The sequence below is a fragment of the Streptomyces sp. DT224 genome, from assembly GCF_049844595.1.
In the GTDB taxonomy this organism is placed as follows: Bacteria; Actinomycetota; Actinomycetes; order Streptomycetales; family Streptomycetaceae; genus Streptomyces.
The window spans coordinates 80237-94856 of record NZ_JBNCLI010000015.1 but is presented as its reverse complement, the minus strand read 5'-3'; the positions used below and the strand labels follow the sequence as shown (position 1 = coordinate 94856).

The 14620-nt window shown below is 75.6% G+C and carries 10 protein-coding genes; 6 read left to right on the top strand and 4 right to left on the bottom strand.

Annotation, left to right across the window (positions count from 1 at the left end):
* Positions 1-29 precede the first annotated feature (29 nt).
* The 3 genes from ACLQ2N_RS32100 (at position 30) to ACLQ2N_RS32090 (ending at position 5629) form a co-directional block, all read left to right on the top strand.
* Positions 30-1403, top strand: a complete 1374-nt coding sequence (locus tag ACLQ2N_RS32100; protein ID WP_425818612.1) for an SWIM zinc finger family protein — start codon at positions 30-32, stop codon at positions 1401-1403.
* Positions 1400-4063, top strand: coding sequence for a DUF6493 family protein (locus tag ACLQ2N_RS32095; RefSeq protein ID WP_425818610.1), 2664 nt, complete (start codon positions 1400-1402; stop codon positions 4061-4063). The genes ACLQ2N_RS32100 and ACLQ2N_RS32095 overlap by 4 nt, the downstream gene beginning before the upstream one ends.
* 150 nt (positions 4064-4213) lie before the next feature.
* Complete coding sequence (locus ACLQ2N_RS32090) at positions 4214-5629, top strand: GNAT family N-acetyltransferase (RefSeq protein ID WP_425818608.1); 1416 nt, start codon at positions 4214-4216, stop codon at positions 5627-5629.
* Here the strand turns inward: ACLQ2N_RS32090 and ACLQ2N_RS32085 are convergent.
* Positions 5556-6803, bottom strand: coding sequence for a trans-sulfuration enzyme family protein (locus ACLQ2N_RS32085; RefSeq protein WP_425818606.1), 1248 nt, complete (start codon positions 6801-6803; stop codon positions 5556-5558). The genes ACLQ2N_RS32090 and ACLQ2N_RS32085 overlap by 74 nt on opposite strands.
* Positions 6804-6862: 59 nt before the next feature.
* Between ACLQ2N_RS32085 and ACLQ2N_RS32080 the strand changes: the two genes are divergently transcribed.
* Positions 6863-7381, top strand: a complete 519-nt coding sequence (locus tag ACLQ2N_RS32080) for an Lrp/AsnC family transcriptional regulator (RefSeq protein WP_018105193.1) — start codon at positions 6863-6865, stop codon at positions 7379-7381.
* 38 nt (positions 7382-7419) lie between these two features.
* The gene (locus ACLQ2N_RS32075) at positions 7420-9105 is read left to right on the top strand and encodes a DUF885 domain-containing protein (RefSeq protein WP_425818604.1); all 1686 of its coding nucleotides are present in this window, start codon (positions 7420-7422) and stop codon (positions 9103-9105) included.
* 40 nt (positions 9106-9145) lie between these two features.
* On the opposite strand, the gene ACLQ2N_RS32070 is transcribed toward ACLQ2N_RS32075, so the two are convergent.
* Entirely contained in the window at positions 9146-9634 is a 489-nt protein-coding gene (locus ACLQ2N_RS32070) for a rhodanese-like domain-containing protein (RefSeq protein ID WP_425818602.1), read from the bottom strand.
* A 93-nt stretch (positions 9635-9727) separates the two neighbouring features.
* Here ACLQ2N_RS32070 and ACLQ2N_RS32065 point away from each other — a divergent pair, with 93 nt between their 5' ends.
* Entirely contained in the window at positions 9728-10174 is a 447-nt protein-coding gene (locus tag ACLQ2N_RS32065) for an Lrp/AsnC family transcriptional regulator (protein WP_425818600.1), read from the top strand.
* Here the strand turns inward: ACLQ2N_RS32065 and ACLQ2N_RS32060 are convergent.
* Both ACLQ2N_RS32060 and ACLQ2N_RS32055 read right to left on the bottom strand, forming a co-directional pair.
* Positions 10135-13365, bottom strand: a complete 3231-nt coding sequence (locus ACLQ2N_RS32060) for an AAA family ATPase (protein ID WP_425818598.1) — start codon at positions 13363-13365, stop codon at positions 10135-10137. The two genes, ACLQ2N_RS32065 and ACLQ2N_RS32060, sit on opposite strands and share 40 nt — an antisense overlap.
* The gene (locus ACLQ2N_RS32055; RefSeq protein ID WP_425818596.1) at positions 13362-14528 is read right to left on the bottom strand and encodes an exonuclease SbcCD subunit D; all 1167 of its coding nucleotides are present in this window, start codon (positions 14526-14528) and stop codon (positions 13362-13364) included. The genes ACLQ2N_RS32060 and ACLQ2N_RS32055 overlap by 4 nt, the downstream gene beginning before the upstream one ends.
* Between the last annotated feature and the right edge of the window lie 92 nt (positions 14529-14620).

The window sequence follows — 14620 nt, the reverse complement described above, 5'->3', positions numbered from 1 at the left end:
TTGTCAGTGGTGGGTCCTACGGTTTTTCCATGACCCGAACCGTGCAGGCCCTGGCCTACTCACGTCCCTCCGTCCTGGCCTCCTCGCGGGCCGGGCGGTCCCTCGGCCTGGAGACGGCCGGCGGCTCCACACCGCACGGCGCCGAGGCGCACCCCCGGTTCTTCTCAGGGTTCCTGGCCTCGCCGCACATAGCGGCGCGGGGACTGCTCGCCGTGGCCGACGTCGCCGCCGCGCGCTACTACCAGCGGACGCTGCTGTCCTCCCTGGACCCGGTGGTGACGGGCAACGGCGACCGGCTGCGCTTCGAGTCGTTCTCCGGCTGCTGCGGGGTGTACGCGCGGCTCGATGTGCTGAGCGAGGGCCTGGAGGGCGTGGAGACGGGCCACGGCACCACGAATGTGGACGTGAACGATCCGCTGCGGGAGGCGCTGTCGCGGATGGGCGGTGACGAGCCGCTGCATCTGCGGGTGGGCCCGCAGGAGATGGCGGTGACCACGACGGACGGCGCGATCGTGGAGAAGAAGGTTCCGTTGCCGGACCGGTGGCTGCGGGGCTTCGCGGAGGCACAGGTGGCCTCCGCCGCCTTCGACCTGCGGGCGGAGCTCCCGGCGGCGGACGCCGTACGGTTCCTGAGGTCGCTGCCCGCGTCCTCGGGGGCGGCCGCGCGCGGCGCGCGCTGGGTGGTCCCGGCCGGGCGGACGCTCCGGCCCACGACCCGGCCGGTGCCCGGGGCCGTCTGCCTTCCCGGACCGCAGCGGCTGACCGCCCTGCAACGGGTCCTGCGGTACGCGTCGGCGCTCCGGGTGTACGGGCCGGTGGCCGACGGTGCGGCCGCCGCGAGCGCCTGGGAGGTCGTGCTGCCCGGGATGCGGCTCACGCTGACCCTGTCGCCCGACGCCTCGCGCGGCTTCTCCGGTGAGGGCGGGGTCCTGGAGGCGCTGGCCACGGACGACGCCGCGGCCGACGCGGAGCTGGTCTCGGTGCTGCTGGCGTGGGAGCCCCGGATCGAGCCGGACCGGCTGGCGGAGCAGGCGGGCCTTCCGGTGGAGCGGGTCCGGGCCGCGCTGGTCCGGCTGGGCACGGCGGGCCGGGTGGGCTACGACCTCGCGGACGCCGCGTACTTCCACCGCGAGCTGCCGTACGACGCGGACCGGGCCGAGCGTCACAACCCCCGGCTGGTCGCGGCGCGGCGGCTGGCCCGGGAGGGGGCGGTGGTCCTGGACGGCGAGGTGGCGGCGGTGCGCTCGGGCGACCGGCGCTACCAGGTCCGTGAGCGGCCGGGCGCGCTGAGCTGCACCTGCCAGTGGTGGGCGGACTACCGGGGCCGGCGCGGCCCGTGCAAGCACGCCCTGGCGGTCCGGATGGTCCGCCGCGGCGCGGCGGTCGCCGGAGGTGCCCGGTGAAGACGCTGCTGGACGCGGTCCGCGAGGGCCGCGTGGACGACATCCGGCCCCTGCTGGCCCGGCTCGACCGGGGCGGACGCAAGGGCGTGCTGGAGGAGTTGAAGGCCCTGCGCAAGGAGGCCTGGGACTGGCCCTGGGGCGAGCGCACCCGGGTGCGCAAGGCGATCCTGGTGGCCGGTGCGGGCTGCCACACCGGGGCGGCGGGCTGCGCGTCCTGGCTCGGGGCGAGGGACATGCGGGGCTGGGTGCACTCGGTGAACCCGTGGCTCCTGGAGGTGCTGGCCGACCGGGAGCCGGACTGGCTCGCCGATCTCGCCCGCCGGCTGGCCGCGCGCGCGGTGGAGTCGGAGACGGAGTACCGGCTCGTCGAGGAGCTGGCCCGCCGGGCGGGCTGTCCGCTGCCCGTCTCCGACGGCATGGCCCGGGCGTGGGCGGAGCGGGTCAACAGCGCGCGGTGGCAGGGCGGAGCCGAGAAGCCCCTGGTCGACGTGTTGCGGGCGGACGCCCATCTCGACGTCCTGGTTCCGCACCTCCTGACGATGCCGGAGCTGCCGCCGGTCGTGGCGTGGGTCGACAGCCGCTCCCCCGCCGGGTACTGGCCGGCCGCGCTGACGGCCCTGGTGGCGGACGGCCTGCTCGACCGCGCCGCCCTGCTGGACCGTTGCATCGCGCGGCTGCTGCGTGGCGGAAAGCCCGTCGATCTCCGCTTCTGCCTGCTGGTCGTACGAGGGCTCGGTCCCACCTCCGACGAGGAGGCGGCGCGGACCGCCGACTGGATGGCGATGGCCGCCGACGGGCCTTCCCCGGTGGCCGGCCACGCCCAGGAGGTGCTGGCCCGGCTCGACGCGCGGGGCGCGCTGTCGGTCCGGCAGCTGGCCGAGGTGTCCGGCGCGGTGCTCTTCCGTACGGAGAAGAAGCTGGTGCGCGCCCAGTTGGTCCACCTGGGCAAGGTGCTGCGCCGGGATCCTCCGGCGGCCGGCGAGCTGCTGCCGGTGATCGCGGACGCCTTCGGGCATCCGGACACCGACACGCAGGAGCGGGCGCTCAAGCTGGCCGCCCGCGCCCTGCCCGCCGCGACGCCCAAGGTGCGGGAGGAGACGGCCCGGATGGCCTCGCTGCTGGGCCCGGTGCACCGGGAGGCGGCGCGCGCCGTGTTCGGGGAGCTGCTGGAGGAGGTGCCGGGGCCCGCTGCCTACGAGGAGATCCTGCCCCCGCCGCCGGCCCCGCGCCCGCTCGGTCCACCGGCCACGTCGGTGGCCGAGCTCACCGAAGAGGTGACGGCGGCCCTGCTCCGGTCGGACCAGGACGACGTGACCACGTTCGAACGGGCGCTGGACGGGCTGGTCCGTCACGCCCACACCGGCCGGGAGGAGCTGATCACCGCCCTGGAGTCCGCGCTCGCCGGGCAGTGGTGGACCAAGGCCCCGCGGGACGACACCGACCGCCGGATGCTCCGCGGCCGCGACGGCCTGCACCTCGTCGCGGCCTCGCTGCTCGGGCGGATCTCGCGGCGCGCCGTCCACGACGGACAGGCCCACGGGGCGGCGCAGGGCACCTGCTCCCACGCGGCTCTCGACGCGATCGTGTACGCCCGCCTGTGGGAGGCCGCCGCCGTGGTACGGACGGGCAGGCTGCCGTACCTGCTGGCCACGCCCACCTGGCACACGGGGACCATCGACGCCTCGGAGCTGGTCGAGCGGCTGCGCGGATACAAGGCGCTGGGGCTCGCGGCCGGGCCCGTGGACTTGGCGCAGGCCCTGCTGCGGGTACGGCGGACCGGCGAGGCGGAGGCCGCGGGGCGGGCCGCCGCCCTGGGCACCGAGGCGGGCGACCGGCTGGCGGCGTGGCTGCGGGCGGACCGGCCGGTGGCCACGGTGCTCCCCCGGCATGGGGAGACGGACGTGCCGGTCGCCCGGGACTGGCTGCGGCAGACGGTGACCACGGTGCGCCGCGCGCTGCTGTCCACCGACGGGAACCTCCTCGTCCGGCAGAAGTTCCCCCGCTGCTTCCACTGGCTCGGCAGTCCGCACGCGCCGCTCGACCATCGCTGCTACCACTGGGTCGTGGAGTCGCCGCACTGGACCGCCCTCCTGCCCGAGGACGGCGACACCCTCGCGGCCCTGCTGCTGCCCTCCGTCGCGGCGTGCGTACAGGAGGAGCGGGGCGGCACCTGGCTGCTGCCCGCGCTCGCCGAGACCGGTGGGCCGGCCGCCGGTGCGCTCCATCTCGCCCTGGCCTACGGGCTGGGCGCCCGCCACGCGGACGACCGGCTCGCGGCGGTGGACGCCCTGCTGGTGCTGGCCGCGCGGGGCCGGCTCGACGCGGGGCTGCTCGGGGGCGAGTTGGCGGCCCTGGTCGAACGGGGGTCGGTCAAGCCGAACCGGCTGGCCGACGCGGCCCGGACCGCGGCGGGCACTGGGGCCTACGGGACGGTCCTGTCCGTCCTGGTGCCGGTGCTGCCCGCGTTGCTGGCCCTGGAGCGGGCGCCCCGGGGCCTGAGCGATCTGCTCGCCGTGGCGGCGGAGTGCGCGGAGCTCAGCGGGCCGCCGAAGACGGGGCCGGTGCCGGGGCTCGCGGAGACGGCCGCGCGCGGCGGGACGACCCAGCTGGTGCGGCAGGCCATACGCCTGGAAACCGCCTGCCGGGCAGGGACCGGCTGAGCCCCGGGCGGCGCACGCCCGCCCCCGGGCCGCCCCTCGAAACACGCGGCCAACGCCTTCGAAACCGATGACGGGAAGCTGGGTTGCCCTTTAACCCATCGGTCACAAAGCGTTCGTGATCAGGCAACACGGTGCGGTCACAGTGGGTTCATGACTGATGTGACATCCGCGAAGAGTGCCCACCGCCCGCATCACTGGCGGCGGGACGTGATCGAACTCGCCGCGCTGTTCACGGCGGTGGCGGTCGCCGACGCGATCGCCAACCTGATCGGGCACCAGCCGGACGGCCCCTACCTGCTCGTGGCCTCGGCCGTGGCGCTGACCGCGACGGCCGCGTTCCACACCTGGTGGGCCCGGCGCCACAGCCACGCCCCGCCCCCGCCCGACGCCACGGCCACGGAGGCGGACGCGGCCGAAGGAGAGGCCGCCCCGGCCGCCGACGCCTCCGCGCCCGCCGCTCCCGGAGAGACCGTGCTGTGGCGGATGCGGACCACGGTGCGGGACGTTCCGGGCAGCCTGGCCGCGCTGTGCACGGTGCTGGCCCGGCACGGCATCGACATCCTCACGCTCCAGACGCACCCGCTGGCACGGGGCACCGTCGACGAGTTCCTGCTGCGGGTGCCCGCGTCCCTGCCGGCCCGGGAGCTGTCCCGCGCGGTCGCCGACGCCGGGGGCAGCTCCACCTGGACGGAGCGGGCCGACGCCCACGATCTGGTGGACGCCCCGACGCGGGTACTCGGCCTCGCCACCCGCACCGCCCTCGACGCCGCCGAACTCCCCTTGGCGCTGCGGCAACTGCTCGGCCGGTGCACGATCCACTCGCTGCCCGCCGTGTCGGTCACCGGCCGCGCCACCGGCGAGACCGCCCCCGTCGAAGGGGTGCTGGAGGAGACGGTGATGCGGCTGCGCGACCCGTCGGGCGGTGTCATCACGGTGGAGCGGCCCTATCTGCCGTTCACGCCCACGGAGTTCGCCCGGGCCCGGGCGCTGGTGGAGCTCGACGCGCGGCTCGGTCCCCGGGTCCCGCGCGGCGAGCAGGTGCTCCGGCTGCCCGAGGGCGAAGAGATCACCGTGCGCCGGGCGGACCGGGCCGACCTCGACGCGGCCGTGGAGATGCACGGGCGGTGCTCCGAGCAGACACTGCGGCTGCGCTACCACGGGCCGGTCCGGGACGCCGACCGCTATCTGGACCACCTGCTGAGCCCGCGCTTCGGCCGCACGCTCGCCGTGCAGACGGCCTCCGGGCGGCTGGTGGCCCTCGGCCATCTGCTGTGGGACGGCGACGAGACCGAGGTGGCCCTCCTGGTGGAGGACGAGTGGCAGCGGCGCGGGATCGGCTGCGAGCTGCTCGCCCGTCTCGTGGCGCTGGCCGTCGAGGCCGGCTGCGAGAACGTCTACGCCGTCACCCAGGCGTCGAACACCGGCATGGTCGCCGCCATGCGCGCGCTCTCGCTGCCGCTCGACTACCAGATCGAGGAGGGCACCCTCGTGATCACCGCACGCCTTGCGCCGTCCCGGGCGCGCTCCCTGCCCCAGCCGCCGCCGTACGAGCAGGCCGAACGCTGACCCCACCGCGTACGGGCTCCGCGCCGCTCAGCGCCTGGCACAGGTCGGCCCACAGGTCCTCGACGTCCTCCAGGCCGACCGACATGCGCAGCAGCCGGTCGCCCACGCCGGAGGAGTGCCGGTCCGTCTCGTCCACGATGCGGTGGCTGATGGACGCCGGGTGCTGGATGAGGGTGTCGACGCTGCCGAGGCTGACCGCGGGCGTGATCAGCCGCACTCCCGCGATCACCCGGTGCGGGTCCCCGTACACCTCGAACGACACCATGGCGCCGCCGATCTCCGGGTAGTGCACCCGGGCCACCCGGGGGTCGGCGGAGAGCCGGCGGACGAGTTCGGCGGCGCTCGCGGAGGCGGCCCGGACCCGTACCGGCAGGGTGGACAGGCCGCGCAGCAGCAGATAACCGGCCATCGGGTGCAGGACCCCGCCGGTGGCGAAGCGCACCTGGCGCAGCACGCCGGCGAACTCCTCGTCGCACGCGACGACTCCGCCCATCACGTCGCCGTGCCCGCCCAGGTACTTCGTCGCGCTGTGCAGCACGATCCGGGCACCGAGCTCGACGGGACGCTGGAGGACAGGCGTCGCGAAGGTGTTGTCGACCAGCAGCGGCACCGAACCGCAGGAGTGGGCGACGGCCCGGATGTCCACTTCGGCCAGGGTCGGGTTGGCCGGGGTCTCCACGATCACCAGACCCGTGTCGGGCCGGATCGCCTCGGCGATGCCCGCCGGATCCGTCCACGTCACCTCGGTGCCCAGCAGCCCCGCGCCGAGCAGGTGGTCGCTGCATCCGTACAGCGGCCGGACGGCCACCACATGGCGCAGGCCCACGCTCGCGCGGGCCAGCAGGACAGCGGTCAGCGCGGCCATGCCGCTGGCGAACGCCACCGCGCTCGCGGTGCCCTCCAGCCGGGCCAGCGCCGTTTCGAAGCGGGCGGTGGTGGGGTTGTCGAGCCGCGCGTAGACCGGCGGGCCGTCCGGGCGGGCCCCGGTGGTGGCGAAGGCGTCGATCCGCTCGGCCTCGGCGCGGGAGTCGTACGAGGGGTAGGTGGTCGACAGGTCGATCGGTGCGGCGTGCAGGCCGAGGGCCGCGAGGTCGTCGCGTCCGGCGTGCACGGCTTCGGTGGCGAGCGCCCGGGACGGGGTGGTCGAGGGCGGCAGCACGGATTCGTTGTCCATGCGCGCACTCTGAACGCCGACCGGAAGGTACGGCCCAAAGCCCGTGCTACGTTCGCCGAATGACTGATTCCGTCGCTCTCGACACGGTGGATCTGCACATTCTGCGGCTGCTGCAGAACGACGCCCGGACCACGTACCGGGAGCTGGCGGCCGAGGTCGGCGTGGCTCCCTCGACGTGCCTGGACCGGGTGGCGCGACTGCGGCGCACCGGTGTCATCCTCGGGCACCAGCTGCGGCTGGATCCGGCCAGGCTGGGCCGGGGGCTGGAGGCGCTGCTCTCCGTACAGGTGCGGCCGCACCGGCGGGAGCTCATCGGGCCGTTCGTGGAGCGGATCAGGTCGCTGCCGGAGTCCCGAGCCCTGTTCCATCTGACCGGCCCCGACGACTACCTGGTGCATGTGGCGGTGGCGGACACGGCGGATCTGCAGCGGCTCGTGCTGGACGAGTTCACCTCGCGGCGCGAAGTGGCCCGCGTGGAGACGCGGTTGATCTTCCAGCAGTGGGAGTGCGGACCGCTGCTCCCGCCGGTGCCGGGGGCGGCCGGGCCGGTCCCCGGTCAGGTCCGTCCTGCCGATTGATGGTGACGCGGGGGCCCTCTCCGTACGAGGATGTCCACATGTCAGACTCTTCCAGCAGCGCACTGCCGCGCCAGATCGCCGACGCCTACGTCGACGCCTTCATCGAACTCGATCCGATCTCCGGCACCTATCTCGGTGTCGCGGCAAGCTCGCGCCGCCTTCCCGATTTCTCCCCCGCCGGCCAGGAACAACTGGCCGCTCTGGCCCGGGACACGCTCGCCCGGCTCGACCGCGCGGAGCAGCTGCCCGGGGCCGCCGAGGACGCCGAGCGCCGCTGCGGCCGGCTGCTGCGGGAGCGGCTGACGGCCGAACTCGCCGTCCACGAGGCGGACGAGGCGTTGCGGGCCGTCTCCAACCTGCACTCCCCGGCGCACTCGATCCGTGAGGTGTTCACGGTGACGCCGACCGAGACGGACGAGGACTGGGCGGCCGTCGTGGAGCGGCTGCGGGCCGTCCCGGCGGCGCTCGGGGGCTACCAGGAGTCCCTGGCGCTCGGTCTGGAGCGCAAGCTGTACGGCGGTCCGCGCGCCACCGCCACGTTCGTCGGGCAGCTCGACGAGTGGGTCGGGGACGGCACGAAGGGGTTCTTCCAGGACTTCGTCGCGAACGGCCCGGACGCCCTGCGCGCGGACCTGGACGCGGCCGCCGCGCAGGCCGCCGGCGCCCTGGACGAGCTGCGGCACTGGATGCGCGAGGTGTACGCGCCGGCGGTCGAGGGAGAGCCGGACACGGTGGGCCGTGAGCGGTACGCCCGCTGGTCGCGCTACTTCAACGGCACCGACCTCGATCTGGACGAGGCGTACGCGTACGGCTGGTCCGAGTACCACCGGCTGCTCGCCGAGATGAGGACCGAGGCCGAGAAGGTGCTGCCGGGCGCGGGCCCCTGGGAGGCGCTGGCCCATCTCGACGTGCACGGCAAGCACATCGAGGGCGTGGACGAGGTCCAGGCGTGGCTCCAGGGTCTGATGGACGAGGCGATCGACGCGCTGGACGGGACGCACTTCGAGCTGGCCGAGCGGGTCCGCCGGGTGGAGTCGCGGATCGCCCCGCCCGGCGGCGCCGCCGCCCCGTACTACACGGGGCCCTCGGAGGACTTCTCGCGGCCCGGCCGCACCTGGCTGCCGACCATGGGTGAGACCCGCTTCCCGGTGTACGACCTGGTGTCCACCTGGTACCACGAGGGCGTTCCCGGCCACCACCTCCAGCTCGCCCAGTGGGCGCACGTGGCGGAGAGCCTGTCGCGCTACCAGGCGTCGATCGGCATCGTCAGCGCCAACGCCGAGGGCTGGGCGCTGTACGCGGAGCGGCTGATGGACGAGCTGGGCTTCCTGCCCGACGCGGAGCGCCGGCTCGGTTATCTGGACGCGCAGATGATGCGCGCCTGCCGGGTGATCGTGGACATCGGCATGCACGTGGGTCTGGAGATCCCGGCCGACTCGCCGTTCCACCCGGGTGAGCGGTGGACGCCGGAGCTGGCGCAGGAGTTCTTCGGCAACCACAGCGGCCGGCCCGCCGACTTCGTGGAGAGCGAGCTGACCCGCTACCTCTCGATGCCGGGCCAGGCCATCGGCTACAAGCTGGGCGAGCGCGCCTGGCTGCTGGGCCGGGAGAACGCGCGGGCGGCGCACGGGGACGCCTTCGACCTGAAGGCGTGGCACATGGCGGCCCTGTCCCAGGGGCCGCTGGGCCTGGACGATCTGGTGGACGAGCTGTCGAAGCTCTGACCGGGTGCGGCCGGCCCCGGGGCGCCGGGGCCGGCCGCCGTCAGCAGCCGCAGGCGTCCGGGCCGGCCGGGGCGGTGAGCGGGTCGGCCGCGCGCTTTCCCTCGCCTTCCCGGGTCTCGTACGGGAATCCCTCGCGCGCCCAGTACTCGAAGCCGCCGAGCATCTCCTTGACCCGGTAGCCGAGCCGTGCCAGGGCGAGGGCGGCGCGGGTGGCGCCGTTGCACCCGGGGCCCCAGCAGTACGTGACCACCGGTACGGCCGGGTCCAGGAGCCGGGGCGCCTGCTCGGCGATCAGCGCCGTCGGCAGGTGCAGGGCGCCCGGGATGTGCCCCTGGTCCCAGGACTCCGTGGACCGGGAGTCGAGCAGGACGAAGCCGGGGTCTCCCCCGGCGGCCAGGGCGGCCGCGACGTCCGAGACGTCGGCGTGGAAGGCGAGCGAGGCTCCGAAGTAGGCGACGGCGTCGGCCGGTTCGGCGGGCGGGACGCTCAGGACGGGGTGGGCGGCGAGGGCGCCGGGCTGGGGTGTCATGCCTGAAAATCTATGATCGGCGCTCCCGGTCCGGAAGGCGAGATCCCCGGCGCCGATCTTGATCTGCCGGGGATTCCACGGTTCGCTGTCGATATGAGCGACTATTCCCCGGACGCCACCGACTGGCGCATTCTCGATGTGCTGCAACGCGAGGGCCGGGCCTCGTTCGCGGAGCTGGCGCGGGCGGTGGCCATGTCCCCGAGCGCCGTGACCGAGCGGGTCCGCCGGCTGGAGGAGGCAGGGATCATCAGCGGTTACGCGGCCGTGGTCGATCCGGAACGGCTCGGGCTGCCGATCCTCGCCTTCGTGCGGCTGCGGTATCCGAACGGCAACTACAAGCCGTTCCACGACCTGTTGGAGACGACGCCGGAGATCGTGGAAGCCCATCACGTCACCGGCGACGACTGCTTCGTGCTCAAGGTGACGGCTCGCTCGATGAGCCATCTGGAGACCGTCTCCGGGAAGGTCGGCGCGCTCGGCTCCGTCACCACCAGCGTCGTCTACTCCTCGCCGCTGCGGGGGCGGCCGATCAGCCGCTGAGCCCGCCCGCCCCCGCCCGCCCCCGCCCGCAGCCGCACGGCCGACCCGCGCCGCTCCTTCACCACCTCCAGCTGGGCGGGGATGCGGCGGCGCAGGTCCGCGACATGGCTGACGATGCCGACACTGCGGTCCCGTTCGCGCAGCGAGTCGAGCACGTCCAGCACTTCGTCCAGCGTCTGGTCGTCGAGGCTGCCGAACCCCTCGTCGATGAAGAGGGTGTCCAGGCGTACGCCGCCGGCCTCGTCGGTCACGACGTCGGCGAGGCCGAGCGCCAGGGCGAGCGAGGCGAAGAACGTCTCGCCTCCGGAGAGCGTGGCGGTGTCGCGCTCCCGGCCGGTCCAGGCGTCGATGACGTGCAGGCCCAGCCCGGCCCTGCGGCCGCCGGTGCGGGCGTCGGAGTGGACGAGCTGGTAGCGGCCCGAGGACATCCGCCGCAACCGGGCGGTGGCCGCCGCCGCGACCTGTTCGAGCCGGGCCGCGAGCACGTACGACTCCAGCCGCATCTTGCGCGCGTTGTCCGCCGAGGTGCCGGCGGTGAGCCCGGCGAGCCCGGCGACGCGTTCGTAGTCCTCGCGCACGGGTCCCAGCGCGCGCACCTCGTCCGCCACGCGGCGGGAGAGCCTGGCGAGTTCGGTACGGCGTTCCCGCGCCGCGTCGAGGCCGGCCGTGGCGTCGCGCAGCGCGCGCTCGGCCCGGTCGAAGCGCTCGCGGGCCGCTTCGGGGGCGGCGGTCGGGCGGTCCGCGGCGTCCCGGGCGTCGGCCTCGGCGAGCCGGTCGGCGACCGCGGCGGCCTCGGCCTGCCAGGCGTCGACGCGGTGCTGGAGCGTACGCTGCGCCGCGTCGTCCAGCAGGGTCGCGGCGGCGGCCTCCGGCGTGTCGAACCCGGCCCGGAACGCGGCGTCCGCGAGCCGGTCGTCGGCCTCCTTCAACCGTGCCGCCGCGCTCTCCTCCTCGCGGACCGCCTCGCCCGCCCCGGCGAGCAGGGCGACCCGGCGCTGAAGCACGGCGGCGTGCTCGGCGACGCTCGGGTGCCCCCCGCGTGCCCGGTCCAGCACCGCGTCGATGTCCGCCTGTTCCCGGTCCAGCGACTCCCGCCGCGAGGTCCGCGCGGCACTCCGCTGTCCGACGCGCTGCCGCTCCTCGGCCCGCCGCCGCTGCTCCCGCTCGGCCCCGGCCAGCGCCTCCCGCGCGGCGTGCGCCCCGGCGGCCAGCCGGTACGCCTCGGCGTGCTCGGCGGCGAGCCCGGCCACGAGGTGGGCGAGTTCGGCGACGGTGGGGCCGCCGCCGGACGCCGCGGCCCCGGTCGGCCCGGAGTCGCCCGGTCCGATGCCCTTGCCGGAAGCCGCGGCGGGAGCGGAGCCCGAGGCGGCCGGGCCGCCGGCCGGTGCGGCGGCGTCCGGAGCCCTCGCGGCATCGGTGGCGGCGGGCGTCTCCCCGTCACAGGCCGCCACGGCGGCCCCCGCCGCCTCCGCGCGGGCCGTCTCGTGCCGTTCGCGTACCAGCGCCAGGGACTGTTCCGCCGTGGCGCGGGCCCGTTCCGCGTCGCGGTGGGCGCGTTCGGCGGCTTCCTCCGCCGCGCGGTCCACGTGCCCGTCGCCGGGCCGGGCCGGGGACGGATGGGCGGTCGCGCCGCAGACCGCGCAGGGGGTGCCGTCGGCCAGCTGGGCGGCGAGTTCGGCCGCGATGTCGCGCAGGCGGCGCTCACGCAGGTCGAGCCGGCGCTCGTGGGCGGCGGCGGCGTGTTCACGGGCATCGGTCAGCGCGCGCCCGGCCGTGGCCACGTCGGCGGCCAGCGCGTCGCGGCGGCGCGCCGCGTCCAGGCGGCGGCGGGCCGGATCGAGGCGGCGGGCCAGGAGCTCGGTGCGGGTGGCCGCTTCGAGGGCCGCGTCCAGGCGGGCCTGGAGATCCTGCCGGGTGGTCTCCCAGCCGGCGAGCCAGCCCTCGGTGTCGCGGACCAGTTCCTCGTCGGCCCGGGCCTGCCGGTCCAGGGCGGCGCGCTCGTCGGCGATCTCGGCGGCCCGCTGTTCGGCGCGCCGGGCCGATTCCAGGCCGCCCAGGTCCTCGCGCAGCCGGTGCTCCAGGGCCGCCAGCTGTTCGGCGCCCGCGTCGGTCAGGGTCTCGGGCAGCCGGGCCCGGGCCCGGTCCCGGTCCTCGCGCGCCCGCCGGTACGCCCTCTCGGCCGCCTCGCGCAGCTCAAGGGCGGGGGCGACGAGGTCCGCCTTGCGGGCGCGCGCGAGGCGGTCCCGCGCCTCCTCGTGGGGGGCGCGGCCGGCCTCCACGGCGTCGGCGCGGTGCCGGGTCTCGGCGTACCGCTGCTGGAGGGCGGCGAGCTCCCGTTCGGCGTCCAGGGCGATGCGGGCGGCGGCGTGCCGGCGCTCCGCCGTGGCCAGGACCGACGCGGCGATGTCGCAGCGTTCGCCTGCGCCGACGCGGGCGGTCGCGGCCCAGCCGAGGACCGCGGCCGCGAGGCCGGGGTCGCCGGGCCGGACATCCGGCAGCGGGCACTCGAGGGCGGCGGGCCCGGCGGCCTGGGCGATGCGCTGGGCGAGCGCGAGGATCTGCTCGTCACCGGTCTTGACCTGGGCCTCGGCCGCCCGGCGCAGCTCGGCGAGGCGTTCCTCGACGGCCGCGAAGCGCCGGGTGTCGAAGAGCCGGCCGAGGAGCCGGCCGCGCGCCTCGGCGTCGGCGCGCAGGAAGCGGGCGAAGTCGCCCTGGGGCAGCAGGACCACCTGGCAGAACTGCTCGCGGCTCATGCCGACGAGCTGGGTGATCTCCTCGCCGATCTCCTGGTGCGACCGGCTGAGCGCCCGCCAGCCGTCCTCGGGGTCGTACTCGCGCAGCCAGCTCTGCGCCCTCTCCGTGGTGTGGCCGCCGCCGCGCTTCTTGGGGCGGGGCTGGGCCGGGCGCCGGGTGATCTCCAGGCGTCGCCCGCCGACGGTGAGGTCGAGCAGGACCTCGGTGGGCAGGTCGGTGGGCGCGTGGTCGCTGCGCAGCGAGGTGCCGGGGCTCTGCCGGGCGCCGGGGACCGCCCCGTACAGGGCGTAGCAGACGGCGTCCAGGACGGAGGTCTTGCCGGCTCCGGTCGGTCCGTGGAGCAGGAAGAGCCCGGCGGCGGAGAGCGCGTCGAAGTCGATCTCCTGGGTGGCGCCGAAGGGGCCGAACGCGGTGACGCGGAGGGTGTGGAGCCTCACGGGTTCACCTCGCGCACGCCGTCGTCCACCCGGACATGGTCGAAGGCGCCCCGCAGCACCGCCCGCTCCTGTTCGTCGGTCCCCCAGCCGCCTCGGACGTGGGCCACGAAGTCCTCCGCGATGGTCTGGTCGTCGCGCCCGCGCAGGCGGCGGGCGTACGAGAGGTCCGGTTCGTCGGGGGCACGGTCCGGTTCGAAGACGAGGGCGAGGGTGTGCGGGAAGCGCTCGGTGAGCCGGGCCATCGGGTCGGCGGGGCGGACCGGGTCGGTGAGGGTGGCCTCCACCCAGGCGTCCTCGTGGCGGTCGAGCGCGGGGTCGTCGAGGAGGTCGTCCAGCCGGCCGCGGAGCCGGGCGAGGCGGCGGGGCACCGGGCAGTCGATCCGTTCGCCGGTGACCGCCCCCGAGGCGTCCAGGTCGATGAGCCACATGGTCTTGCGGTGGGTGGCCTCGGAGAACGAGTAGGCGAGCGGGGAGCCGGAGTACCGGACGCGGTCGGTGACGGCCTGGCAGCCGTGGAGGTGGCCGAGCGCCACGTAGTCGACGCCGTCGAAGACCCCGGCCGGGACCGCGGCGACGCCGCCGACGGTGATGTCGCGCTCACTGTCGCTGGGCTCGCCGCCGGCGACGAAGGCGTGGGCGAGGACGACGGACCGGGTGGCGTCCGGGCGTGCGGCCAGGTCGGCGCGGACGCGGTCCATGGCCGCGGTCAGCACCGCCTCGTGCCCGGCGCGCTCGGCCTTGAAGACGTCCTTGACCAGGGCGGGTTCCAGGTACGGCAGCCCGTAGAACGCGACGTCGCCGTGCGCGTCGGGGATGACGACGGGCGTCGCGCAGTGCGCGGGGTCGGTGCGCAGGTGGATGCCGGCCCGGCCGATGAGCCCGGCGCCGACGCCGAGGCGGCGGGCCGAGTCGTGGTTGCCGGAGATCATCACCGTGGGCACCCCGGCGGCGGCGAGCCGGTGCAGGGCGGAGTCGAAGAGCTCCACCGCGCTGAGCGATGGCACCGCCCTGTCATACACGTCACCCGCCACGACGACGACGTCGACCGCGTGCTCGGCGACGGTGGCGACCAGGTGGTCGAGGTAGGCGGCCTGGGCGTCGAGCAGCGGGACCCGGTGGAACGACCGGCCGAGGTGCCAGTCCGATGTGTGCAGAATCCTCACGACCCGGCTCCGGTCCGCATGCGCTTCCTCCGCCCCTGTGCCCTCACGCCCCACAGTGTCCCATCCCGCCGTGGAGCCACGGCCACGACCGG